Source organism: Campylobacter sp., assembly GCF_020024835.1.
In the GTDB taxonomy this organism is placed as follows: Bacteria; Campylobacterota; Campylobacteria; order Campylobacterales; family Campylobacteraceae; genus Campylobacter_D.
The window spans coordinates 1-23670 of the sequence record NZ_JAHHTD010000008.1 but is presented as its reverse complement, the minus strand read 5'-3'; the positions used below and the strand labels follow the sequence as shown (position 1 = coordinate 23670).

The window sequence follows — 23670 nt, the reverse complement described above, 5'->3', positions numbered from 1 at the left end:
TTTTAAGAAAAAGAAGGTTTAATTTGTTCAATCCAAGCATCAATTCTACTCTCGGTTAAATCTTCATGATTGTCATTATCTAAGGCAAGTCCTACAAATTTATCACCCTCTACTGCATCGCTTGATTCAAAAGTATATCCACCAGTAGAAACAGCACCAACAAGATTTGCACCAGCTGATTTTAATTCTTGAGCTAATTTTCCCATAGCACCACAATACGTATCTGAATAACTTTCACTATCTCCCATACCAAAAACTGCTACTATTTTGCCATTAAGATTTAATTTTGAAAAGTCAAAACTATCCCAATCATCTTGCAAATCACCGCTTCCCCAAGTAGAAGTTCCACAAATTAATTTATCATAAGAATTAATTTTATCTGCATCAATATCTGCAATATTTAATACATCAGAAATTCCTAATTTCTGTGCAATCATACCAGCTGCACTCTCGGTATTTCCCATAGAACTCCCAAAAATCACTGCTACTGCCATCATCATCTCCTTAAAATTTGATTATTAATAGTATAGGGAACTAATTTTAACAAAGTATTATTATTTCCACATAAAAAATGTCTAATATGTTTATATTGAGTAAAGTTCTTGTTTCTTGGATACACAATATAAAACTTATCAAAAGAATTTTTACTAATGATTTTTAATGCAAGATTTATATCATTTTCCTCATCTTGATAAAATTTCGCATTAATAGCCATTTTATCATTTATTATACACAAGTTATCTTTTATATCTATTTTTAGTTGCGGATTAGTTTTACAAATTTTATCAAAAACAAAATTCTCAAAAACAATTTGAGGATCAATCAAAAATTGTTCTTTAAAAAATACTTTTAATATTAATTTTGCAGAAATTGAATTAGGATTTTTATATTTTAAACTATCACAAAATCCATTTTTCTTATAAATTGCAATAATTTCTTTAGAATGAGCACATTGTTTAAAAATATCATCTTTTTTAAGCAAATCTTGGATATATAATTTAAATATATCTTTTAAATTCTTAGCTACTTTTGCATATTTATAAGGAACTCTCATATCACTTTCATTTAACGCATTATAAAAATTTAAAAATATATAATTTATTTCATTTTGAGAATAACTTTCAAAAATATTTGGAATAATCTGTTGATTTTTAATAAATCCAAACATTTTTATCCTTTATTGATACACTCATATTTTTGATCTAACCCAAAAACTTTACAATACTCACAATACACACAACTTACACTACGCTTAGCACACACTAAAGGTATATTTCTTTTTTTAGCTTCAGTTTTAATTTTTTTCATAGTATTGTGATTTAAGAAACTAGTAAGCATTACAATACATTGCGTGCTTTGAGGAATAGGTTTTCTATTTACTCTATTTTCATTTCTAGCATCCCAATGTTGGATATCTTTTGCACCTAAATTTGTCAAAACCGCTTTAATAGGGGTGATCTCATCTGCACCAATAACCAAAACTGACATTTTTTTTCCTTGTATTAAATAATGATAATGGTTATTATAATTTAAAAAAATAAATTTAAACTGATATTTAATATCAATTTTAATATATTTTATCTCACCCTTGTATATCAATATGTAAAATTTCTTCTAAAACAATCGTTGCATATGAACCTTTTTGTAAAAAGAACTCTAAAATACAATGTGCTTTTTCTTCATCATAGTAGTATTTACAATCTTGCATATAAGACCATAAAAATCTTCTTGAACCTTGCATTTTAATTTTATATTCATAAAAATCTAAAAAAATTTCACTCTCTATTTTCTGTGCTAAGCTTCCTATTTGACACTCATAAGCTTTCATTCCCAACAAAAGCCCCATAGCACTAATATCTCTTTGCATAAATCTTTCTAACTCATCTTGCAAATTCTCACAAATAAAACATTTTCCAAAAGGATAATGACCTAAAACTTCTCCTTGCAAAAGCTTAAAAAATTGTTTTTGTTCTTTTAAAGATTTATATTCTTGCTTATCAAGCATATAAATTTCTCTTACTTCTTTTTCGTTAAATTCTTCAATAAATCGAGAAATTTCTATTCTTTTGCTTAAATATTTATTAAAAAGTTCGCTTTGAAAAGCAGAAATCAAAAAATCTTGTATTTTTTTATTTTTTATATTTTTTTTTCCTCTTAAAATTTCTAAACCTTGATAAAAATTATCTTGAAATTTTCCAAAACGCTGATATCCAAAATAATTAGCAAAACCTTGATTTTTAAGAGTATCAAAAGCTTGTTTGATTTTAAGCGCATCTATATTTGAAACTTTTTTAAGTCTTATAAAAAAGGAATTTCCTTTTAAATGACCTATTCTAAGTTTATTATCGTGAATAAAATTTTCTAGTATTTTCATTTTTTCATGTTGAAAATTTTTTAAATTACCTTCAAATTTTTTAGGCATTGAAATATATTGAGTAGTTAGTCCTTGCTTATCTTTAAGACCACAATATCCAAAATCTCTCATTTTTACACCAGTTTGCTCACTTAAAATTCGCAAAGCTTCACTTGTGCTTAAATCTTTTTTTTGAATATGCAAGATAAGATGCTCTCCTTTACCGCTAAAATCATATAAAGGTTTTTCTCTTACTACAAAATCATTACTATTTTTAGAAAAATAAACATTTATAGGACTATGATTTAAAGCATAAAGAGGTTTAAAAATGGTGTTCTTTTCCATAATACATATACCTTCCTAATTTAGTTTTTGCAAAAATATTTATTTTCACTCTATGTTTTTTAGCCATATTCTCTATATAGGCTTTGTATTTTTTATTAAATGCAAATAAAATTTCATATTCTTCTGCACTATTTAATTCAAAAAAACTAAGTTTTCTAAGAAATTTAATACCTAAACGATTAATAGCAAGCATTCTTGATAAATCTTTATTTAAACCATCTGATAAATCCATACTCGCATTTATTTTTTTAGCTATATCATAAAAAAAATTTGATCTTAAACTAGGTCTTATAAATCTATGTTTAGAATGAAGCAAAGAACCTCTTTGTAAAATTCTTAAACCCTTTATGCTATCTCCTAATTTTCCACTAAAAGCTAAAAAATCACCTTTTTTTAAACCTTTTCGATATGTTACTTTTTGATTCTTATTGACTTTAGAAATAATAGTAATGCTGATATTAATTTTATTATCAGCTATGGTATCACCACCTATAATTTGTATTTTAAAATTTTTAGCTTCTTGCAATAAGCCTTGTTGTATTTTTTTTATATCATTTAAAGATAAATCTTTTGGTAAAGAAAGTCCTAATAGAGCATATTTTGGAATCGAATTCATAACGATTGCATCAGAAATATTGACAATCATAGCTTTAGCACCTATTTGTTTTAAATCCATCCAAGTTCTTTTAAAATGGATATCCTCACAAAATAGATCTTTAGAATAACAATAACCATCTACGACAGCACCATCATCTCCGTTAATAGAATTAGCAAAAGCACTAATAACAAATTTTTCTTTATCCATAAGAATATTCTATACAAAATGAATTTAATTTTTTATAATAATCAAATTTTTATAAGTTTAAAATGTATATAATGCAAAATAATACAAGGATATAATTATGAAAATAATTTTAAGAATTTTTCGTTTTGACAAAAATAGTGATTATTTAGCTTATTATAAACCATATATTTATGAAAGTGATAATTTTCAAAGGGTTTATGACTTACTTTTACAAATTAAAAAAGATGATATATATTTTGATTTTGAAGATAATTCTGAAAGTTGCATTAAGATCAACCAGATTGCTATTAGACAAAGACGAAATTTAAAAAATATCATAGAGCAATTTGGAACAGAATTAATCATAGAGCCACTAGATACTAAAAGAGCTATTAAAGATCTCATCATTGACAAAAGTGATTTTTATGAAAAATTTAAACTTTTTGAAAATTTAGTTGATACTCACGATATAGAACTTTATAGACAATATGATTTCTTATATTATACTAGTGAGGTGAGAGAATTTTTACCTCAATATCTAGGTGATAGTTTTTTTATATTTGCTTATAAAATGCTTTTAAAATATCCTGAAAAAACTCCTTATTTCTTAAAATTAATTGCAGATGAAGAAAAAGGAATTTATTATCATACGAGTTTTAAAAATTTTATTTCATCTAATGAATCTGACTATGAAGCTTATATTAAAGAATTAAAAATATTGCTTGTTAAAGCTGGCTATGCAAGACTTATGTTTTAAAAGGGAAAAATATGTATAAAATTTATACTAATACTAATAATGATCTATTTCATTGTTTTGATATCATTGCAGATGCATTAGAGCTTATTGGAGTAAAAAATCAAATTTGCAAAAAACCTTTGGGAGATAATTATTTTATCATTGATTACAGCCCTAAAGATGCATTAAAAGAATACGAAAAGATGATGGATGAAGATGATAAGATTTTAGCGTGTGAATTTAGTTCTTATGATATACTAAGTCGGATTGAAAAAATTCAATACGCTCCTAATATTTTTCTTCAAAATTTAAAACAAGAGCATATTAAACATTATTTTGATGGATTTAATATTTCTATATATCAAGGTTTATCTCAAGCACAATCCTCACTACAATTAGCTAAAATTCTTCGTGCTAATATTATAGATTTTGAAAGAAAATATAAAACGTGTGGATATAGTTTTTTAACACTAAATCCTCAATTAGCTTATAAAATGGCAGCTGCTATAGTTTTAGATGCTTATGATAGTGGAAGCGATTTTTTAGTTGTAGAAAATTTTTATGCTCTTTATATGTTTGATAAATGTTTTAAAGAATTACAAGCTACATCTGGAAGAAATTTTAAAGATTTTTACATCTTAACCTTTTCAGAACTTGCAAATCTAACTTTGGGTATAATCCCACATACCTTAAAAAAACATTCCTTAAAAGTGAGTTTAGTAGAATGAAAATTTCCCTTGAATGCAAAGATTTAATCTTAGAAAAAACCTTGGAGCTTATCTTAAAAGAACATTTAGTTTTGAAAAAGGATTGTGATTTTATTGTTTGTGATGAAAAAATTCATTCTCAAAAACCACAATTTATCATCAGTAAGCATTCTGTTTTTTTAAGCATACCTTTTAGCACTAAAGAATTATTGCAAGCTTTAGAAGAATTTAATGCAAGCTTACAAAATATGGCTTATAAAATTGCTTATCGCGAAAAGAAAATTATGAATCAAAAATGTGAGACATTATTAGAACAACTGCGTAATCAAACACATAAAAAAATAGATGAGATTTTTGATTTTTACAAAAAAGATTTAAAAAATCTTTTACAAGAATAATCCACTAATGTCTAAAAAATACATACTTAAAAATACAAAAGAGCCTTTAAATTCTTATATAAAAGAAAAATTTAATCTCAATCAAGAAAAATCTCAAAAATTATATTCTTGCATAGAAAGTGGTATATTTAAAGGTAAAAAAATACTTTTACCTAATTTAAAAACTACAAGAAGCACAAAAAATATAGTAAAATCTTGCGTTTTTAATGTTTTGCGTTTTCAATTACAAAATAAAATTTTCATAGAAGCTTTTGGAGGAAGTGCTTCAATGGCACTTGAAGCACGAAGCAATGGTTGTTTAAAAAGTTATGCTATAGAATTAGATAAAAAAGCTTATGAAATAGCATTAAAAAATGCCTCAAATATTGATAAAAACACAATATGTTTTAACAACGATACCTTCAAAAAAACTCCACAAATTATACAAGACACAAAAGAAGAAATTATTTTGTATTTTGATCCTCCTTTTGATATTCGCGAGGGTTTTTTTAATATTTATGAAAAAATACTCAAAATGATAGAAATGATACAAAGCAAAAATGTTAAAATTATCATATTAGAACATCATAGCACCTTCAAAACTCCACAAAATATCAACTTTTTTCATAAAATAAAAGAAAAAAAATTTGGTAATACAACTTTAAGTTTTTATACTTTTAAGTAATAAAATTATTATTGGAACTTTTTTTGCTTTTATCTAAACTAAAAAGCAATAGATTAAAGGAATAATCAATGAAAGTCATATTATTTTTCATAGCTTTTAGCGTAAGTTTATACGCAACTACGATTAAAGAACTTGCAAATGTCGTTGGCGTTAGAGACAATCAACTCATAGGATATGGTTTAGTTGTTGGACTAAATGGAAGCGGTGATGGCACTAGTAGTGAATTTACTTTACAATCTATATCAAATATGCTTCAAGGTATGAATGTAAAAATTAGTCCTAATGATATTAAGTCAAAAAATACAGCCGCTGTAATGGTAACAGCAAAACTCCCTGCTTTTGCAAGAAGTGGTGATAAAATTGATGTTAGTGTAGCTTCTTTAGGAGATGCAAAATCTCTTCAAGGTGGAACATTATTAATGACTGCTTTAAAGGGAGTTGATGGAGAAATTTATGCAGTAGCACAAGGATCTTTAGCCATAGGCGGTCTAAGTCCAAGACCTGGATCAGCTGGAACTCACTCAACCTCAGCAAATGTTATGAATGGTGCTGTAGTAGAAAGAGAAATTCAACAAAATTTTAGTCAAAATGATAATCTAACTTTAAGCTTAAAAGATGCTAATTTTAAAACAGCTAACAATATAGAAAGAATTTTAAATAATGTTTTTGGTGTAGATATTGCAAAAGCTTTAGATTCTAGAACAATAAAACTTATAAAACCTGAGGAATTTTCTCATGTTGAATTTATGGCTAGAGTTTTAGAACAAGATATAGCTTATACACCTGAAATTAAGGTGATTATAGATGAAAGAACTGGCACTGTGGTAGCTGGTGTTAATATTGAAGTTGAACCAGTATTGATAACTCATAAAGATATTACTATAAAAATAGATCCAAATAACAATGCAACATTGGCTCAAAATGAAATCGATATGAAAGATGGTGGCATACTTGATCCAGTTTCTAACACCTTGAAAATAACTAATAGCAAAACAACGGTGGCTAATATTGCAAGAATGCTAAATAAACTAGGCGCTACCCCAAATGATATCATAGCTATTATGCAAAATTTAAAAAGAGCGGGTGCAATTAGTGCTGATTTGGAGATAATATAATGAAAGTTGATAATTATTTAGCGAGTAAAAATTATAGTAGCGAACTTTATGAGAATATAACTAAACATAATAATAGCTATCAAGCAGCTAGAAACTATGCAAATAGTGCTTTTAAAAATGATATCACTCATATACAAGCTCTTAATGATGAAGATAAAGCTTTAAAAGAGCAAACAGATGCCTTTGAAGCTTTTTTAATTAAAAGTGTTTTAGATATCTCCTTAAAACAAGAGAATTCTTTATTTGGAAAAGATGCTAGTAGTGAAATTTATTCATCTATGTATAATGACACTATGAGTAAAGCTTTAAGTGGGGGGTTAGGATTTTCAAAATTATTATTTGATTATTTAAAAGAAAGAGGTTAAGTTATTTTTTTAAGTGCCGATATAGTTCATAGAGTTTTTCAATAGAACTGGAGGCTTAAAATGATAAATCCTGTATATCAAAATTATGTAGCTCAAATTGCTACTAATGATTTAAATAAAACAGAGAATAAAGAAAACAATAAGGCAAAAGAAACTCAAAAGGCAGAAGAGAGTAAAGTTTCTCAAATTGCTACTAAAATTAGAAATGGCGAGTATAAGGTAGATTTACAAGCTACATCAAGTGCAATAGCAGATTCTTTATTATAATTTTATCCTTTTTTGGGTTTATAGCCTAAAAAAGGATAAACAATGGTTAAAAAATATTTAGACGAAACAAATTTCATTTTAGATAAACTTATCAATCTTACCATCGAAGATATTGCGCATATTCAAGCTGCAAATCACGAGAATGTCAGTGAAAGTGTAAAAAATAAAACAAAATTTATTAATGATTTTCAAGTTGCTAAAAAAAATCTCGATCAAGCTTTAATAGATTTAAGCAACAATGGAAGCAACAAAGGTTTAGACGAGCTTTTAGATAATGAGGATAAAGAAAAACTTGCTCTTTTAAAACAAAATTTAAATACCTTACACCAAAAAAATAAAGAATATGCAAAATTAGTTCTTATTATCAAAGATTTTTATGACAATCTTTTAAACACTATGTTTGATCAAAGTGGAACAAATAATGCTTATGGAGATTCAAAGACAATTCCAGATTCATTATTTAAGATTAATGTTTAAAAGGTTAGCAATATGGGAATTTTTGATAGTTTATATACTGGGGTTAGCGGATTAAAAGCCGCAGAAATTCAAATCCATACCACAGGAAACAATATCTCGAATGCAGATGCAGTCTTTTATACAAGGCAAAGAGCAGTTCAAGGCACTGGTATGTCTATTAAAAGAGGTGGTTTGAATTTAGGAACAGGGACTCAAGTTGAAACGGTTAAAAGATTACACGATGAACATGCTTATTATAAATTAAAAAATGCTACAACCCAACAGCAATACACTGATTATCTAGGAAAAATTTTACAAGAAGCAAGTCAAAGATTTCCGGATATGCAAGGAACAGGTATTTTGCAAGATTATAAAAACTACAATGATGCTTGGAATAATTTTGCTTCAAATCCAAGTGATGGTGCAAGCAAAATCGATTTAATAGAAAGTGCAAATACACTTACTCAAAATATACAAAAAACTTTGCAAGCTCTTGATAAAATGCAACAAACTGTTAATGAACAAATTAAACAATCAGTTGATGAAATTAATAATATTGGCCAAGAAATAGCAAATATCAATAAACAATTAGAACAAAAAGAAATATTGCCAACAGATAATGCAAATCAATTAAGAGATAGAAGAGATGAGTTAGAACTTAGATTGTCAAAATTAGTTGATGCAGTAGCTTGGAAGGGACATTCTTCTCAAGATAATACTTTAGAACAAACTATTACTGATTCTGGAAAATATTATGATCTTAGTATTAAAGGTTTTAGCATAGTTAATGGATCAAGTTTTCATCCTTTAAAGCTTGATAATAAAAATCCTCAAGGATTTTACAATATTTCTTATGAAGTAAGTGATGAAAATAGATATGATTTAACTGGAAAAATTACAGGTGGTCAGCTTGGTGCTCAACTTGACTTAAGAGGTAGAAATTATGATGGCAATACCCATTCTTTTAGCGATGGAATTTTGCAAGATTATAAAGATATGCTAAATACTTTTACAAAAACACTAATCACTCAAACTAATAATGTTTATGCTCAAGCTGCAACAGACAAAGTGCTTTCAGATGATTTAAAAGGTTTAAAACCAAGCACTTCATTAATGAGCTATGATAAAAATATTCAGGCAGGAAATTTTGATCTTGTTGTCTATGATAACAAAGGTCAAGAAGTAGCTAAAAGAACGATTAAAATTGATGTAAATACAACAATAGAAGATGTTGTAAAACAAATTAATGCTAATATAGATGACAATGGTGATAAAGATAATAGTAATGACTTAGATGATTTTTTCAAAGCATCTTATCAATATGATGGTAAAAATGATAGTGGAAATTTTCAAATGAATAATTTAAAACCAGGATATAAAATATCTTTTAAAGATAATGGAACAAATTTTCCAGGTGCTTTAAACGTATCATCTTTTTTTAATGGTCAAGATGCAAATAACATCAATGTCAATTCAAGTATTAGAAATGACCCAAACACTCTCAAAGCTAGCTCTTCTGGAATTAATGGAAACAATGATGTGGCTAATGCAATGTTACAACTCCAAACAAAACCGGTAAATTTTTATAATAAAAATGGCACTATAGATACTATGACTTTAGATGGATATTATAGAAAATTTACTGGAGAAATTGCTTCTAATGCTGAAAGTAATAACTTTGCGCATTCTACCAATATGACAATTTATAACACCGTTTATGGAGAATACCAATCAAAAAGTGGTGTTAATACTAATGAAGAATTAGCTGCTTTGATAAAATATCAAGCAAGTTATGGAGCAGCAGCTAAAATAGTTACAACGGTGGATAAAATGCTAGATACCTTACTTGGTTTAAAATCATAATGAATTTAAAAACTCTTTTAGATAATTTTGCATCGCACAAAAATACGCAAAAAGAGCTTTTTTCACATCCTGATCCTTTGCAAATTGCAAGTATATACAAAGATGAAACAATAGCTTTAATATGTGCATTATTTGCTTATGGTAATGCACAAAATATTGTAAATTTTTTAAAAAAACTTAACTTTTCTTTATTAAAAGAAAATGAACAAAATATTATAAAAGAATGTAAAAATTTAAAATATCGTTTTCAAAATTCCTTAGATATAGCCCAAATTTTCATTACACTCAAAAGATTGCAAAATGAAGATAGTATAGAAAATATCTTTACAAAAATTTATAAAAAAGAACAAAATATCGTAGATGCAATATCTAATTTCATAAATACCATTTACAAACTAAATTCTTACAGAAGTTATGGCTATGAATTTTTCTTTTCTAAAAAATTTATACAACCAAGCTCTCCTTTAAAAAGATACAATATGTATTTAAGGTGGATGGTAAGAAAAGATGAGCTTGATTTAGGAATTTTTAAATATATACGCAAACAAGACCTTCTAATGCCACTAGATACTCATACTCATAAAGTCTCACTCAAACTTAAATTATTAAATCGCAAAACTTATGATTTTAAGAGCGTGATAGAATTAACTAGCAATTTAAAAAAACTAGATTCTAATGATCCTATAAAATATGATTTTGCATTGTATAGGATTGGACAAAATAAAGAAACTATATGGAACTTGAACTAGGTTATTATGTTATTTTATTTTTTGTAGCTATTTTTGCAGGTTGTATTGATGCAATAGTAGGTGGAGGAGGATTAATTACCATACCAGCTTTATTTGCTTGTGGAATTCCAGCACATTTAGCTTTAGCAACTAACAAACTTCAAGGTATATTTGGATCATTTACCGCGGTTTTAATGTATAGAAAATCTATGCAAATACAAAAAATTATTCTAGGTATTTTATTTACCGCTATAGGGGCTGTCATAGGTACTTATAGTATATTACTCATAGAACAAAGATTGGTAAAAATAATTGTTTTAATTTGTTTAATTTTAATTTTTATTTATACTATTTTTAAACCAGATCTTGGACAAATTCATAATAAAGCTAGAATGAATATCACAAGTTTTCAAATTATTTTTGGATTATTATTAGGATTTTATGATGGTTTTTTAGGACCAGGCACAGGTTCATTTTGGATCTTTGCGTGTGTAATATTTTTAGGTTTTAATATGAAAAATGCAAGCATTAATACAAAAATTTTAAATTTCACAAGTAATATAGTAGCTTTAATAGTATTTTTATATTTTTATGAAATTCTTTGGAAAGTTGGAATTTTAATGGGTATAGGACAAATAATAGGTGCATTTATTGGATCAAAACTAGTCTTAAAAACTCAAGGAACTTTTATAAAAAAACTTTTTTTAGTTATAGTAGCACTTACTATTATCAAAGTTATTTATGATTATTTAGCTTAAATTCCTTGACTAATTTGCCACATAGGTAAAAATATTGCTAAAGCAAGAATCAAAATCATACTAGCCATAAATATAATCATTAAAGGTTCTAACATTGAAAAAATTTTTTGTATATATTCTTCTTTTTTGTATTCAAAAAACATAGCTAAATCATAAGTGCTCTCATCAATTTTTGAACTTTTTAAAGATAAATTTAGCATTCTAATTGCAAAAGATTCAAAAAGTTTTATTTTAGAAAAAGCTTGAGCTAAATCAAGCCCTGACTCAAACAAAGCTATAGCATAAGTAATTTTATTTTTTAAAATTTTATTATTAATACCATCACTAGCTAATTTTAACGCTTTTTTTATATCAACTCCTGAATTTAGCAAATAAGAAAGTATAATAAAAAAACAAAATTTATCTTGATACATTATAATTTTTCCAAAAATAGGCGTAACAATAAGTATTTGATCAAACAAAGAAGTCTTATTAAACAAAATATAGATCCACAATAAACAAAACACAATACAAACCATAATAAACAATGAGTAATCAACTAAAAAATCTCCTATAAAAAATAAAATTTTTGTTATAAGAGGTAAATCTAAATCAAGTTGAATAAATAAATTTTTAAATTCAGGCAATACAAAAAACATTAAAATCAAAAATGCAAATACAATACTTGCAAAAACTAATACAGGATACGAAATTGCTTTTTTAAATTGTTTGATATTTTTTAATTTTTTTTCTTTTAGAGAAATAATTATCTCAAATGCTTTACTTAAATCTTGCTTCCCCTCACAAATTTTTAAAATTGCTAATTCTGTGGAATTTAAAATATCTCTAAAAGCTTCTTCATATGATAATCCATTCTTAAGTTTTTGAAAAATATTCTGAAAAATATTTGTAATTTTTTTATCATAAGAATTTTGACAAAACTCTAAAATTGCTTCTTGCAAGCTAAGTCCTGCATGTAAAACTATTTTTAAATCTTTAAGCACAAAAATTAATTCTTCTTCTTTAATTTTTATATTTCTTTCATCAAAATACTCTTTAATATCAACTAAAATTTTATATTTTTCTAAAGCTTTAATTCTAGCCTCATAAAGATTATTTGCCTTAATAATAATTTGTTTTTCTTCTTGATTAAATAAATAAGTAATTAAATAACGCTTCAAAGCATAATTTTCCAAATTTCATCTATGCTAGTAAGACCCATTCTAGCTTTATTTAAAGCATCTTCACTTAAAGATATAAAATTATGTTTTATGGCATAATTTTGTATATCATCAAAAGAATAATTATTTTCTATCATATTTTTTATATTTTGATCAACAAATAAAAATTCTGCCACCATAATCCTACCTTTGTATCCACTCATCATACATTTTGAACAACCTTTTGCTTTATAGAATTTGTCTTTGATAGTTTTATTTTTATAAATAAAATTTTCTTCTTGCTCTTTTTTGCATTCACAAAGTTTGCGAACTAAACGTTGAGAAACAATCAACTTTAAAGATCTTGCGATAAGATAAGATTTTGCTCCCATATGCATCATTCTAAAAATTGCTTCTAAGGCACTATTTGTATGTAAAGTACTTAAAACTAAATGGCCACTTAATGAAGCTTTTAAAACTATATCTAAACTTTCCTCATCTCTTATCTCTCCTACCATAATCACATCAGGATCTTGTCTTAAAACACCTCTTAATGCTTTATGAAAATCAAAATTTGCCTTAGTATTTAAAAGAATTTGTTGAGCATTTTTTAATTTATATTCTATAGGATCTTCCAAGGTAAGAATTTTTTTATTTTCATCGATCTCATTTAATATAGTATGCATAAAAGTGCTTTTCCCACTTCCTGTAGGACCACAAAATAAAATCAAACCATTTAAAGCTTGGATATTAGCTTTTATTTTATTAGATATTTCTTCTTCTAAAAATAATTTTTCAAATTTAAAGGTATTTTCTTGTTTTAAAATCCTTATTACCACACCTTGTCCAAATAAAAGTGGCATAATTGAAACCCTAAAATCAAATTTTTGATCTTCAAGTTCCATTGTAAAACTTCCATCTTGAGAATTTTTTTGTTCAGCTACATTAAGCAAGGAAATCATCTTAATATAAGTTAATAAAGATTGATAAATATCATATTTAAAATAAATAATATCTTGCAAAATTCCATCTATTCTAAATCTTAACTTTACTATATTTTCTAAAGGCTCAAAATGCATATCACTAGCTTTTAAAAAATTAGCATAAGATAAAATTAATAATAAAATTTGTTCTAAATAATCACTTTCTTGTGTATTTTTTGAATTTAAAATTTTCTCTAATTCTTGAGAGTAATTTTTAAATTTAATTAAAAATATTATTTTTTTAAAAAAATACTCAAATTTTGAAAATTCGGCTATAGATAAACATATATTTTTAGTTCTAAAAATATTTTGTATTTTTGTTAGACCATCATCTTTTAAGGGTTTATAAGAAACTATATATAAATTTTCATCATCTTCTTGATAGCAAAAAAAATTATACTTTTCCATAAGCGTAAGTGGTAAAACATACAAGTATTTTTCAAAGTCATTCTTTTTATCTAAATCTACAAAATCAAAATGATACTTAGTCGCTAATTGTTTAAAAAAATCCTCATCTAAAGACAAAAGCTCCTGGTATTTTAGCGTATCTAATACATTATAAATATCTTCTATTTTAGTATTTTCCATTTAATATCTTCTCATACTCTTCTTTTGCTCTTAAGGCTTCACTCATTTGTCCTTGTTGTATTTTAGAATTTATGAAAATCAACCAAGCATCTTTTTCTAAACATTCCATACTATTTGCCTCAATAGACCAAAATACAGCATTTTTATAGTCCTTATTTATATAAAAATATTGTGCTAAATTTAAAGCATTAGTATAATTTGGATCTTTAGTGAATTTCTTATATAAAATTAAAGAATCTATATATTCGTTTTTTATATTAACCTTAGCATATAAATTTGAAAATAAAAACAAACTTACAAAACTAAAACATATAATCTTCATTTTCAAAGCCTAATTCTTTTAAATTTAATATTTTTTTATCTTCTTTAATAATAGTTGGTTTGATAATAAAAATAATTTCATTTGTATCTTCAATATTTTGTTTTCCTTGAAATAAAGACCCAAAAATAGGAATTTTTGAAAGAATACTAATTTCATTTTGACTACTTATACTATTTTTGCCAATTAATCCACCTAAAATCAAAGTTTGAGAATCCTCAACTTCGACAACCGTGGAAAGCTTTTTTTGTATAGTATCAGGAGCTATATTACGAGGTTTATTTTGATGATGGTTATCAATGTTGTATTTAAGATTGCTTAAACTTGGATTTATTCTCAACATAATTTTATGATCATCTGAAATTTCTGGTAAGATATTTAGTAAAATTCCCACAAAAATAGAATAATTATTATAAGTTTCACTAATTGTAGTTCCATTTTCAGTACCTTTAGAACTTTCTTTTACTTGATAATTAATAGTATCGCCTATGGAAATAATCGCTTGTTGATTATTTAAAGCTGTTAATTTTGGATTAGAAAGAACTATTGTTTTGCCATTTTCTTGTAATAAATTTAAAATTACTTTAGTATCCACATTTGCCTTCAAATTAATATTTTTGATACCACCTTTATTGATAATAAAATTATTATCATCACCATTTAATCTAAAAGCAAGCTCTTGCCAATTGATACCATTAGAATGATTTTTATTTAAATGCACTGCGACAATACTCACTTCAATCAAAACTTGTTTTTTCAACCTTTTATTTAAGTCATCAAGATAATTTTGAATTCTAATTATTTCATATGGTGTGGCTTTGAGAGTAATAATTCCTGCATTGGTATTTATGATAGGCTTTGCAGAATTTTCATCAAGTAAAGCTTGAATTTCTTCTGCAATATTTGCCCAAAAATCAAATTTATCTGTGCTTACGACTAAATTATCTGCTTCTTTGCTAGAATGTTCATATTCTCCTTGCCTTGGCCTTGAATCTATAGAAGCTTTAATAACACTTTGCCCCTCTCTAATAGAACTTATATAATGAATTTTAAAAGTTTTGATAATTCTTCCATAAATTTTTAAAATATTTTTTTCATATTCATATGCAAGATTATTTTCCTTAAGTAGTAAATTAAAGATTTCTTTTAAAGACATCTTTCTAATATGAAGATAATTTTTATCAGTATTTAATTTATTTTTAGCCAACTCATCTTTAATGACGATACTAAAACCGCACTCTTTCCCTAATTCATTTAAAATTTCTAATAAAGTTCCCTTAGAGTCTATGCTTATATCAAAAACTCGTTTATGACATGAAGTTGCAAAAGCATAATTAAAATACAAACTAATAAATAATAATATTATTATTTTTTTCATATAAATTTAAAACCATTTCTTTTTGATCTTTTACAAGAATGACTTGAAATTTATCTATCATAATAATCTTATAACCATCAATTTCATCATTTAAAACATACCATACATTGTTTATTTTTACTTTATTAGAAACTATTGCTTGTAAATAAAAATCAGTTTTAACTTCTTGTATTTTTTTGAAAAAAGGATCGTGGAGCAAAACTAAATCACTAGCCATACAATCCTTAAAAATGGACTGATTAATGCAATAAGCATTAATCGCCATTATTAGTATTAAAAAGTTTTTGAACAAAACTAATTTTCATTACTAAAATCAGCACTTGCTAAACGCTTTAATTGTCTATAGCGACGCTGAGCTTCAGTTTTATTTTTTTCAAACAATTCCTTTGCTTGTTCAGGATTTGATTTTTTCAAAGAGCTATAACGCACCTCATTCATCAAGAAACTTTCATATAAATCCCAATCAGGATCTTTAGATGAAATTGTTAATGGATTCTTTCCTTCTATTTCTAAACGTGGATCAAAGATATATGTTGGCCAATATCCACATTTAGTAGCTAATTCTGCTTGTTCTCCAGAATTTCCAAGACCTCCTTTTATGCCATGAGCAATACAAGGAGCATAAGCTATAATCAATGAAGGACCATTATAAGCTTCAGCTGCCATTACTGCTTTTAATAAGTGAGAATAATTTGAATTTGAATTAACTTGAGCTACAAAGATATAACCATAAGTCATAGCAATTTGCCCTAAGTCTTTTTTCTGCACAGGCTTTCCAGCAGCAGCAAATTGAGCTACAGCTCCAGTTCTAGAAGATTTTGAACTTTGCCCTCCTGTATTAGAATACACTTCAGTATCAAGTACTAAAATATTAACATTTTCTCCACTTGCTAAAACATGATCAAGCCCACCATAGCCTATATCATAAGCCCAACCATCACCACCAAAAATCCAATGAGATTTTTTACTAAGATAATTTTTAAGTTCTAAAATTTTATTTACAGCTTTATTTTCTTTATTTTCTTCTAACAATGGAATCAATTTATCTCTTAATTCTGAAGACATCTTAGCATCATCTTTATTAGCTATCCATTCTTTATATAAGGCAGAAAGTGCATTAGGAACTTCTTGCATACTTTCATTCATAATAGTTTCAATTTTATATCTAGTAGCTTCAGTAGCTACTTTCATACCTAATCCAAATTCAGCATTATCTTCAAATAAAGAATTTCCCCAAGCAGGACCTCGACCATTTTTATTGCTTTTTCTATAAGGCGTTGATGGTGCTGAACCACCATAGATAGAGCTACATCCTGTTGCATTAGCAATAATCATTCTTTCGCCAAACAATCTAGTGAGTAAAGTAATATATGGAGTCTCACCACACCCAGGGCAAGCACCATGAAATTCAAATAAAGGTTGAGCAAATTGAATACCTTTAGTATTTTCTCTACTTAAGATATCATCTTTATAAGCTACTTTTTTAAACAAATAATCCGCATTTTCTTGCTCGCCATTTTCAAGCTCTTCTCCAAGTGGCACCATAACCAAAGATTTTTCTTTAGTAGGACACTCATGAACACAAAGCTCACATCCTGTACAATCAAGTGGAGAAACTTGAATTTTAAAATTAAATTTTTGTTCTTTGATACCTTTTGCGTTTAAACTATGCTCTTTAACTCCAGATGGTGCATTATTTAATTCTTCTTCATTGATTAAAAAAGGTCTAATAACTGCATGAGGACATACAGAAACACATTGATTACATTGAATACAATTTGTTTCTATCCATCGCGGAACCATAACTCCAACACCTCTTTTTTCATATTCAGTTGTGCCGTGTTCAAAACTACCATCTTCATATCCTAAGAATGCTGAAACTGGCAAATCATTACCCTTAGCAGCATTCATTGGCTTTGCAATTTTTTCTACAAACTCTGTCCCTTTATAAGACATAACCTCTTCTTTAATTTCATCTACTAAATTTATCCAAGATGGATCAATATCAATCTTTACAAGTTTATCTCCACCAACATCAATAGCTTTATAATTCATTTCAACTACAGCATCACCTTTTTTACTATATGATTTATAAGCTAATTCCTTCATATATTTTTGTGCATCTTCAAAAGGAATAATATTAGCAAGTTTAAAAAATGCAGCTTGCATAATAGTATTTGTTCTATTGCCAAGTCCTATTTCTCTTGCCAATTTCGTTGCATTAATAATATAAAATTTAATTTCTTTTTCAGCTAACACTCTTTTTACTGCATTTGGAATTCTTGCAATAGTTTCTTCGGTATTCCAAATACTATTTAAAAGAAAAGTTCCACCTTTTCTAATACCTGCTAAAACATCATAAATTTCTAAATAAGCGGCCACAGAACAGGCGATAAAATGTGGCGTAGAAACTAAATAAGTCGAAGTAATAGGTTTTTTTGAAAATCTCAAATGGCTTCTTGTGTAACCACCTGATTTTTTTGAATCATATGCAAAATAAGCTTGTGCATAAAAATCTGTTTTATCTCCTATAATTTTAATTGAATTTTTATTTGCTCCAACGGTTCCATCTGCACCAAGTCCATAAAATAAACACTCTATAGTGCTATCATCACTTAATGAAATTTTTTCTCCTACTTCTAATGATGTATGAGTAACATCATCAACTATACCTATAGTAAATCCATCTTTTGGATTAGTTTGATTTAAATTCTCAAAAACAGCTAAAAGTTGAGCTGGATCTACATCTTTAGATGATAAGCCATACCTTCCACCGACTATCAAAGGTGCTTTATTTTTCCCATAATATGCACTTTTTAAATCCAAATACAGAGGCTCTCCTAAACTACCTGGCTCTTTAGTTCTATCTAAAACAGCTATTTTTTCAACGCTTTCAGGCATTACACTAAAAAAGTATTTTAAACTAAAAGGTTTATATAAATGAACTTTTAAAATTCCAACCTTTTCACCTTTATTATTTAGATAATCAACAACCTCTTTTAATGCTTCAGTTACTGAACCCATAGCAACTATAACACGTGTAGCATTTTTATCTCCATAATATACAAAAGGCTTATATTCTCTTCCAGTAATTTTAGAGATTTCTTGCATATAATCATTTACAATATCAGGGACAGCACTATAAAATTTATTTGCTAACTCTCTTGTTTGAAAATAAATATCATCATTTTGTGCAGTTCCTCGAGTTTTAGGATTTTCAGAATTAAGACAGGCTTTTTTAAATTCATTTAAGGCTTTGCGATCTAATAAACGATCAAAATGCTCATAATCCATCACTTCAATCTTTTGAATTTCATGGCTTGTTCTAAAACCATCAAAAAAATGCATAAAAGGAACTCTTCCTTTTATAGCTGCTAAATGTGCAACACCTGCTAAATCCATACATTCTTGCACAGAATGAGAACATAACATTGCAAATCCTGTTTGTCTAGCAGCATAAATATCTTGATGATCACCAAATATAGAAAGTGCTTGTGAGGCTAAAGCCCTAGCTGCTACATGAATTACACCAGGTAAAAGTTGGCCTGCTATTTTATACATATTTGGTATTTTTAATAAAAGCCCTTGTGAAGCTGTGTAAGTTGTAGTTAATGCACCAGCTTGTAAAGACCCATGAACCGTTCCTGCTGCACCTGCTTCACTTTGCATTTCAACAACTTTAACAGGCACTCCAAATAAGTTTTTTTTACCTTGAGTTGCCCAAATATCTGTGTAATCTGCCATAGGTGAGCTCGGAGTGATAGGATAAATCCCTGCAACTTCTGTAAATGCATATGCTGCATAAGCTGTTGCTTCATTTCCGTCCATTGTTTTCATTATTTTACTCATACTAATTTACCCTCAATTTAATTATTTATTTATTAAAATAGAAATTACTTTATCTTTTATTATCTTAAACAATGATAAAAATTTTTATTCTACTATGTAGCGGAATTAAAAATGTGAATTTATGGGATATTTTTTAAATACAAAATAGCTTCAAATATATTATCAAATAAAGGAATATTAAATCTTTTCAAACTTTCTTTAGATTCGTAGCCACTACTGACTGCAATAGGAGAAATATTAGCATTTTGTGCAGCTAAAATATCAAGATGAGTATCACCTATCATAAATGAGTTACTCTGTGTTTTTTGTAATTTTTTTAATGCTAATAATATAGGTTCAGCATCTGGTTTTGGGCAAATTACATCATCTCTACCTATAATAACTTCAAAATACTTCCCAATCCCTAAATGATCAAGTAAAGGTTTAGAAAATTTTGAGCTTTTAGTGGTAACTACAGCTAAATTAGCAAATAAATTTGCTTCTTGGATACTCTCCTTTGCTTGAGGCAACAAAAAAGTTTGCTCCATATAGATTTTCCTATAAATTTCCCTATAAACGTCTATATATTCTTGAGTGTGTTCTTTTTTTACACCAAGTTTTTCAAATGCTACATCTAATGGAAAACCTATTAAAGATTTAACGATAGTATGATCTTTAGGGGATTGGTTAAAAGCCTTAAACGCTGCATCAAATCCCTCTAAAATAGCACTTGTTGAGTCAATTAAAGTCCCATCTAAATCAAATAAAATCGTCTTTTTAAACAAAGGTTACTCTTTGATAAAAATTTTAGCTTCAACGCGTCTATTTTTCATACGCCCTTCTTCAGTTTCATTGCTTGCAGCTGGTTTATCATATCCATAGCCTTTGATTTTAATTCTATCATTTGAAACACCAGCTTTTTTAAGTTGTTTTGCAACCGCATCAGCACGATCTAAAGATAATTTATTATTATAAGCTTTTGTTCCTACATTATCAGTATGTCCTTCTAAAATCGTATAATATTGCGGATTTTCTAATAAAACCTTACTTACTTCTAAAATTTTTTGCTCAAATTCTGGATTAATATCAATTTGATCAAAGCCAAAATACCCCTCTAAAGAAATAATTTTTTCACAACTTGTATGCTCTGTTTTTGACTCTTTATAATTCTCATTTACATCTTGCTTTTCAAGCATTTTAGTAGCAATTGCTTGTGGCATTTTCTGGGTATTATCTCCAAAATAAAAACTCAAACCTATAGTAGAAATTAAATTATGTTCCATATCGTTAAATTTAATTTGATCTCTTGTTTCGATTCTTAAAGCTAAATTTTCACTTAAAGCAAATTTTAAGCCCCCACCATATTGAGCAAATGCACTATTTTTATTTTCATACGCTCTATGGTCTAAATATTCATAACCAATTCCCAATAATACATACAAATACATTTCTTCTGTTAATTCTATTCCTTTAATAGCATTTGTGTAAAATCTAAAAACATCTGTTTTCATTTTTTGTTTGTCTGTATTGTATCTTGCATTATTGTTATATTCCATACCCAACTCTGTCTGGTCTAGCCAAAAATTATCATAATGATAACCAAATCTTATTCCCGCACCATTGTATTTTTTAAAATCCAAATTCCCTTCTGGGATTGTATAATTAAATGTTGGAGTAATTTCTATTTTATTTGCGTCAAAAGCAAACAAAGCTGTTGCTATACTTAATAAACTCACAATCTTTTTCATGACTCATTCCTCAAAATGAAATATTGTGTGTGATTGTATAAAAAAGAATATTAAAAAAATATAAGCCTCATAAGTAAGGAGGCTTAATTACTACAAAAAGGAGGTTTCCCTGATCGGACGAAGAGAATTATAAAAGCTTATTATAAATAAAAAATCTTGTGTTTTTAAATGAAATAAAAATATTCAAAAAATGAAATATAGTAGATAAGGATCCTTAAGATGGATCCAATAAAATTAACGTTTAGAAAATTGAGGGCTTCTTCTTGCTTTTCTACGACCATATTTTTTACGTTCAACGATTCTACTATCTCTAGTAAGAAGTCCTCTTGGCTTTAATAGTGCTCTAAAATCTGCATCCATAGCCGCTAAAGCTCTTGAAATTCCGTGTCTTAAAGCTTCTGCTTGAGCACTATAGCCACCGCCTAAAGTAGTCGCTTTGATATCCATAGAAGTTTCTTGTTTAGTTGCCAATAAAGGTTGAACTACTTTTAATTTTATAGCCTCATGTCCGCCAAGCCAAGTATTTAAATCTACACCATTGACGATGATTTTACCACTACCAGGTTTTACCCAAACTTTAGCTATAGCAGTTTTTCTTTTACCTGTTGCATATGTTGTTGCCATGATTATTTTCCTTTATTAGCAATTTGAGCAGTATGAGGGTGTTCATTACCTGCATAAATTTTTAATTTTTTAAGCATAGCTCTACCTAAATTTGTTTTAGGTAACATACCACGAACTGCTAATTTATATAATTTAACTGGATTTTTTTCTAATAAATCACCAAATTTTTCACTTTTAACACTTCCAAAATATCCTGAATGTCTGTGATATAATTTATCTTCTGCTTTATTTGCACCTGTGAAAACTGCTTTAGAAGCATTGATAATAATCACATAATCTCCACAATCAACATTTGGAGTATAGCAAGGCTTATTTTTACCTCTTAAAATAGTCGCTACTTCTGTTAAAAGACGACCAAAACGCTTACCTTGAGCATCTAAAACGATCCACTCACGTTTTACTTCGTTTGGCTTTGTTATCTTTGTCATAATCTTACCTTTGCCAAAAATTTTTTAAAAATGAGATTATAATTATTTTAGCTTAATTGATACTTAATTTAAGAATATTTAAAGCTTAATAAGATGATTAATTTTTACAAAAAAAGCAAAATAACACACTTTAAGTAAGGTCTTGCTAAAATAACCTTTCGTTGTATTTAAAATAAGGTTTTATTGTGTTTTTAAAATTTAAAGCTCAAGATTATAGAAAAGGGGTATATAATGCTTATTTGCAATCGCTGTAATACAAAAAATTTAGACGAAGCTAAATTTTGTAAAGAATGCGGGAGTAATGATTTATATGATCCACAAGCAGAAGAAAAATTAGAAAAAGAAAGACAAAGAAAAGAATTCATCGCAAAACACAAAAATAAAATCATAGCTAGTGTAGTGATTTTGTTTTTAGTAGCTTGTATAAGTATATATTTTTATAGTGAAAAATACAACCGAATTTATATAAACGAACTTGAAGGAAAATGCCTCGATGATGAAGCTAGTTGCAAAATACTCCAAACTATCTACAAAGAAAAATGCGATGAGGGAGATAACAAAGCTTGTTTTACTAATATATCTATGAATGATAATTTAATAAATAAAAAATGGGGTTTTATAAATAAAAAAGGAGAAATTGTAATAGAGCCTAAATTTGATGAAGTTTGGAGTTTTAGCGAGGGATTAGTAAGAGTTAAATTAAATGGAAAATATGGTTTTATAGATAAAAGTGGAAAATTTATAATAGAGCCTAGATTTGATAAAGCTTATCCTTTTAAAGAGGGATTAGCAGGAGTTTTATTAAATGGAAAATGGGGCTTTATAAATAAAAGTGGAGAAATTGTAATAGAACCTAAATTTGTTGAAGCTTATACTTTTAGCGAGGGATTAGCAAAAGTTAAATTAAATGGAAAATATGGTTTTATAGATAAAAATGGAGAAATTGTAATAGAGCCTAAATTTGATGAAGTTTGGGGTTTTAGCGAGGGATTAGCAAAAGTTAAATTAAATGGAAAATGGGGTTTTATAAACAAAAATGGAAAATTTGTGATAAAACCTAAATTTGATGATATTTGGAGTTTTTGGGTTCTTAAAG

Annotated in this window: 27 protein-coding genes; 12 read left to right on the top strand and 15 right to left on the bottom strand. The window is 27.3% G+C overall.

The annotated features are described in order from the left end of the window. Positions 1 to 2: 2 nt before the first annotated feature. The 5 genes from fldA to QZ429_RS02635 all read right to left on the bottom strand — a co-directional run bounded on the left by fldA (position 3) and on the right by QZ429_RS02635 (position 3503). Positions 3 to 494: a flavodoxin FldA gene (gene fldA, locus QZ429_RS02655; RefSeq protein WP_291950673.1), complete on the bottom strand. Its 492-nt coding sequence runs from the start codon at positions 492 to 494 to the stop codon at positions 3 to 5. A gap of 2 nt (positions 495 to 496) precedes the next feature. After that, complete coding sequence (locus QZ429_RS02650) at positions 497 to 1168, bottom strand: hypothetical protein (RefSeq protein WP_291950670.1); 672 nt, start codon at positions 1166 to 1168, stop codon at positions 497 to 499. A gap of 2 nt (positions 1169 to 1170) precedes the next feature. Next, on the bottom strand, positions 1171 to 1488 hold the full coding sequence (locus QZ429_RS02645) for a DUF2325 domain-containing protein (RefSeq protein WP_291950667.1): 318 nt from the start codon (positions 1486 to 1488) through the stop codon (positions 1171 to 1173). A gap of 94 nt (positions 1489 to 1582) precedes the next feature. Then, a complete protein-coding gene (truD, locus tag QZ429_RS02640) occupies positions 1583 to 2707 on the bottom strand; it encodes a tRNA pseudouridine(13) synthase TruD (protein WP_291950721.1) in 1125 nt (374 codons plus the stop codon). Beyond that, the gene (locus QZ429_RS02635; RefSeq protein WP_291950664.1) at positions 2676 to 3503 is read right to left on the bottom strand and encodes a thiamine-phosphate kinase; all 828 of its coding nucleotides are present in this window, start codon (positions 3501 to 3503) and stop codon (positions 2676 to 2678) included. The genes truD and QZ429_RS02635 overlap by 32 nt, the downstream gene beginning before the upstream one ends. Before the next feature lie 97 nt (positions 3504 to 3600). On the opposite strand from QZ429_RS02635, the gene QZ429_RS02630 reads away from it, so the two are divergent. From QZ429_RS02630 to QZ429_RS02580, 11 genes are all read left to right on the top strand, one after another. Beyond that, on the top strand, positions 3601 to 4239 hold the full coding sequence (locus QZ429_RS02630; RefSeq protein ID WP_291950661.1) for a DUF5644 domain-containing protein: 639 nt from the start codon (positions 3601 to 3603) through the stop codon (positions 4237 to 4239). Positions 4240 to 4250: 11 nt separating this feature from the next. Then, a complete protein-coding gene (locus QZ429_RS02625) occupies positions 4251 to 4946 on the top strand; it encodes a hypothetical protein (RefSeq protein WP_291950658.1) in 696 nt (231 codons plus the stop codon). After that, on the top strand, positions 4943 to 5323 hold the full coding sequence (locus QZ429_RS02620) for a hypothetical protein (RefSeq protein ID WP_291950655.1): 381 nt from the start codon (positions 4943 to 4945) through the stop codon (positions 5321 to 5323). The genes QZ429_RS02625 and QZ429_RS02620 overlap by 4 nt, the downstream gene beginning before the upstream one ends. Before the next feature lie 7 nt (positions 5324 to 5330). Next, positions 5331 to 5987, top strand: coding sequence for an RsmD family RNA methyltransferase (locus tag QZ429_RS02615; RefSeq protein ID WP_291950652.1), 657 nt, complete (start codon positions 5331 to 5333; stop codon positions 5985 to 5987). Between the two features lie 68 nt (positions 5988 to 6055). Further along, complete coding sequence (locus tag QZ429_RS02610) at positions 6056 to 7102, top strand: flagellar basal body P-ring protein FlgI (protein WP_291950649.1); 1047 nt, start codon at positions 6056 to 6058, stop codon at positions 7100 to 7102. Next, positions 7102 to 7467 (top strand): rod-binding protein, encoded by a 366-nt coding sequence (locus QZ429_RS02605; RefSeq protein ID WP_291950646.1) that lies wholly within the window; start codon positions 7102 to 7104, stop codon positions 7465 to 7467. Before QZ429_RS02610 ends, QZ429_RS02605 begins: the two co-directional genes overlap by 1 nt. 60 nt (positions 7468 to 7527) lie before the next feature. After that, on the top strand, positions 7528 to 7734 hold the full coding sequence (locus tag QZ429_RS02600) for a flagellar biosynthesis anti-sigma factor FlgM (protein ID WP_291950643.1): 207 nt from the start codon (positions 7528 to 7530) through the stop codon (positions 7732 to 7734). Positions 7735 to 7776: 42 nt separating this feature from the next. Then, positions 7777 to 8211, top strand: coding sequence for a flagellar protein FlgN (locus tag QZ429_RS02595; RefSeq protein WP_291950639.1), 435 nt, complete (start codon positions 7777 to 7779; stop codon positions 8209 to 8211). 12 nt (positions 8212 to 8223) lie between these two features. Further along, positions 8224 to 10053, top strand: coding sequence for a flagellar hook-associated protein FlgK (flgK, locus tag QZ429_RS02590; RefSeq protein WP_291950636.1), 1830 nt, complete (start codon positions 8224 to 8226; stop codon positions 10051 to 10053). Then, a complete protein-coding gene (locus QZ429_RS02585; protein ID WP_291950633.1) occupies positions 10053 to 10802 on the top strand; it encodes a TIGR02757 family protein in 750 nt (249 codons plus the stop codon). Before flgK ends, QZ429_RS02585 begins: the two co-directional genes overlap by 1 nt. Next, complete coding sequence (locus tag QZ429_RS02580; RefSeq protein ID WP_291950630.1) at positions 10787 to 11539, top strand: TSUP family transporter; 753 nt, start codon at positions 10787 to 10789, stop codon at positions 11537 to 11539. Before QZ429_RS02585 ends, QZ429_RS02580 begins: the two co-directional genes overlap by 16 nt. Here the strand turns inward: QZ429_RS02580 and QZ429_RS02575 are convergent. The 10 genes from QZ429_RS02575 to rplM all read right to left on the bottom strand — a co-directional run bounded on the left by QZ429_RS02575 (position 11536) and on the right by rplM (position 22574). Then, positions 11536 to 12714 (bottom strand): type II secretion system F family protein, encoded by a 1179-nt coding sequence (locus QZ429_RS02575; protein ID WP_291950627.1) that lies wholly within the window; start codon positions 12712 to 12714, stop codon positions 11536 to 11538. The two genes, QZ429_RS02580 and QZ429_RS02575, sit on opposite strands and share 4 nt — an antisense overlap. Continuing rightward, complete coding sequence (locus tag QZ429_RS02570; protein WP_291950624.1) at positions 12696 to 14249, bottom strand: GspE/PulE family protein; 1554 nt, start codon at positions 14247 to 14249, stop codon at positions 12696 to 12698. Before QZ429_RS02570 ends, QZ429_RS02575 begins: the two co-directional genes overlap by 19 nt. Then, positions 14236 to 14571, bottom strand: a complete 336-nt coding sequence (locus QZ429_RS02565; RefSeq protein WP_291950621.1) for a hypothetical protein — start codon at positions 14569 to 14571, stop codon at positions 14236 to 14238. Before QZ429_RS02565 ends, QZ429_RS02570 begins: the two co-directional genes overlap by 14 nt. Further along, entirely contained in the window at positions 14552 to 15937 is a 1386-nt protein-coding gene (gene mshL / locus QZ429_RS02560; protein WP_291950719.1) for a pilus (MSHA type) biogenesis protein MshL, read from the bottom strand. The genes QZ429_RS02565 and mshL overlap by 20 nt, the downstream gene beginning before the upstream one ends. After that, a complete protein-coding gene (locus QZ429_RS02555) occupies positions 15915 to 16163 on the bottom strand; it encodes a hypothetical protein (RefSeq protein WP_291950618.1) in 249 nt (82 codons plus the stop codon). Before QZ429_RS02555 ends, mshL begins: the two co-directional genes overlap by 23 nt. A gap of 77 nt (positions 16164 to 16240) precedes the next feature. After that, a complete protein-coding gene (gene nifJ / locus QZ429_RS02550) occupies positions 16241 to 19795 on the bottom strand; it encodes a pyruvate:ferredoxin (flavodoxin) oxidoreductase (RefSeq protein WP_291950615.1) in 3555 nt (1184 codons plus the stop codon). Positions 19796 to 19914: 119 nt separating this feature from the next. Continuing rightward, a complete protein-coding gene (locus tag QZ429_RS02545; RefSeq protein ID WP_291950612.1) occupies positions 19915 to 20559 on the bottom strand; it encodes an HAD family hydrolase in 645 nt (214 codons plus the stop codon). A 3-nt stretch (positions 20560 to 20562) separates the two neighbouring features. After that, a complete protein-coding gene (locus QZ429_RS02540) occupies positions 20563 to 21522 on the bottom strand; it encodes an OmpA family protein (protein ID WP_291950609.1) in 960 nt (319 codons plus the stop codon). Between the two features lie 234 nt (positions 21523 to 21756). Beyond that, positions 21757 to 22146, bottom strand: a complete 390-nt coding sequence (gene rpsI, locus QZ429_RS02535) for a 30S ribosomal protein S9 (protein ID WP_291950605.1) — start codon at positions 22144 to 22146, stop codon at positions 21757 to 21759. Positions 22147 to 22148: 2 nt separating this feature from the next. Then, complete coding sequence (gene rplM / locus QZ429_RS02530) at positions 22149 to 22574, bottom strand: 50S ribosomal protein L13 (RefSeq protein WP_291950602.1); 426 nt, start codon at positions 22572 to 22574, stop codon at positions 22149 to 22151. A gap of 231 nt (positions 22575 to 22805) precedes the next feature. On the opposite strand from rplM, the gene QZ429_RS02525 reads away from it, so the two are divergent. Beyond that, positions 22806 to 23670 (top strand): WG repeat-containing protein (locus QZ429_RS02525; RefSeq protein WP_291950599.1); only part of this gene is annotated, 865 nt, incomplete at its 3' end.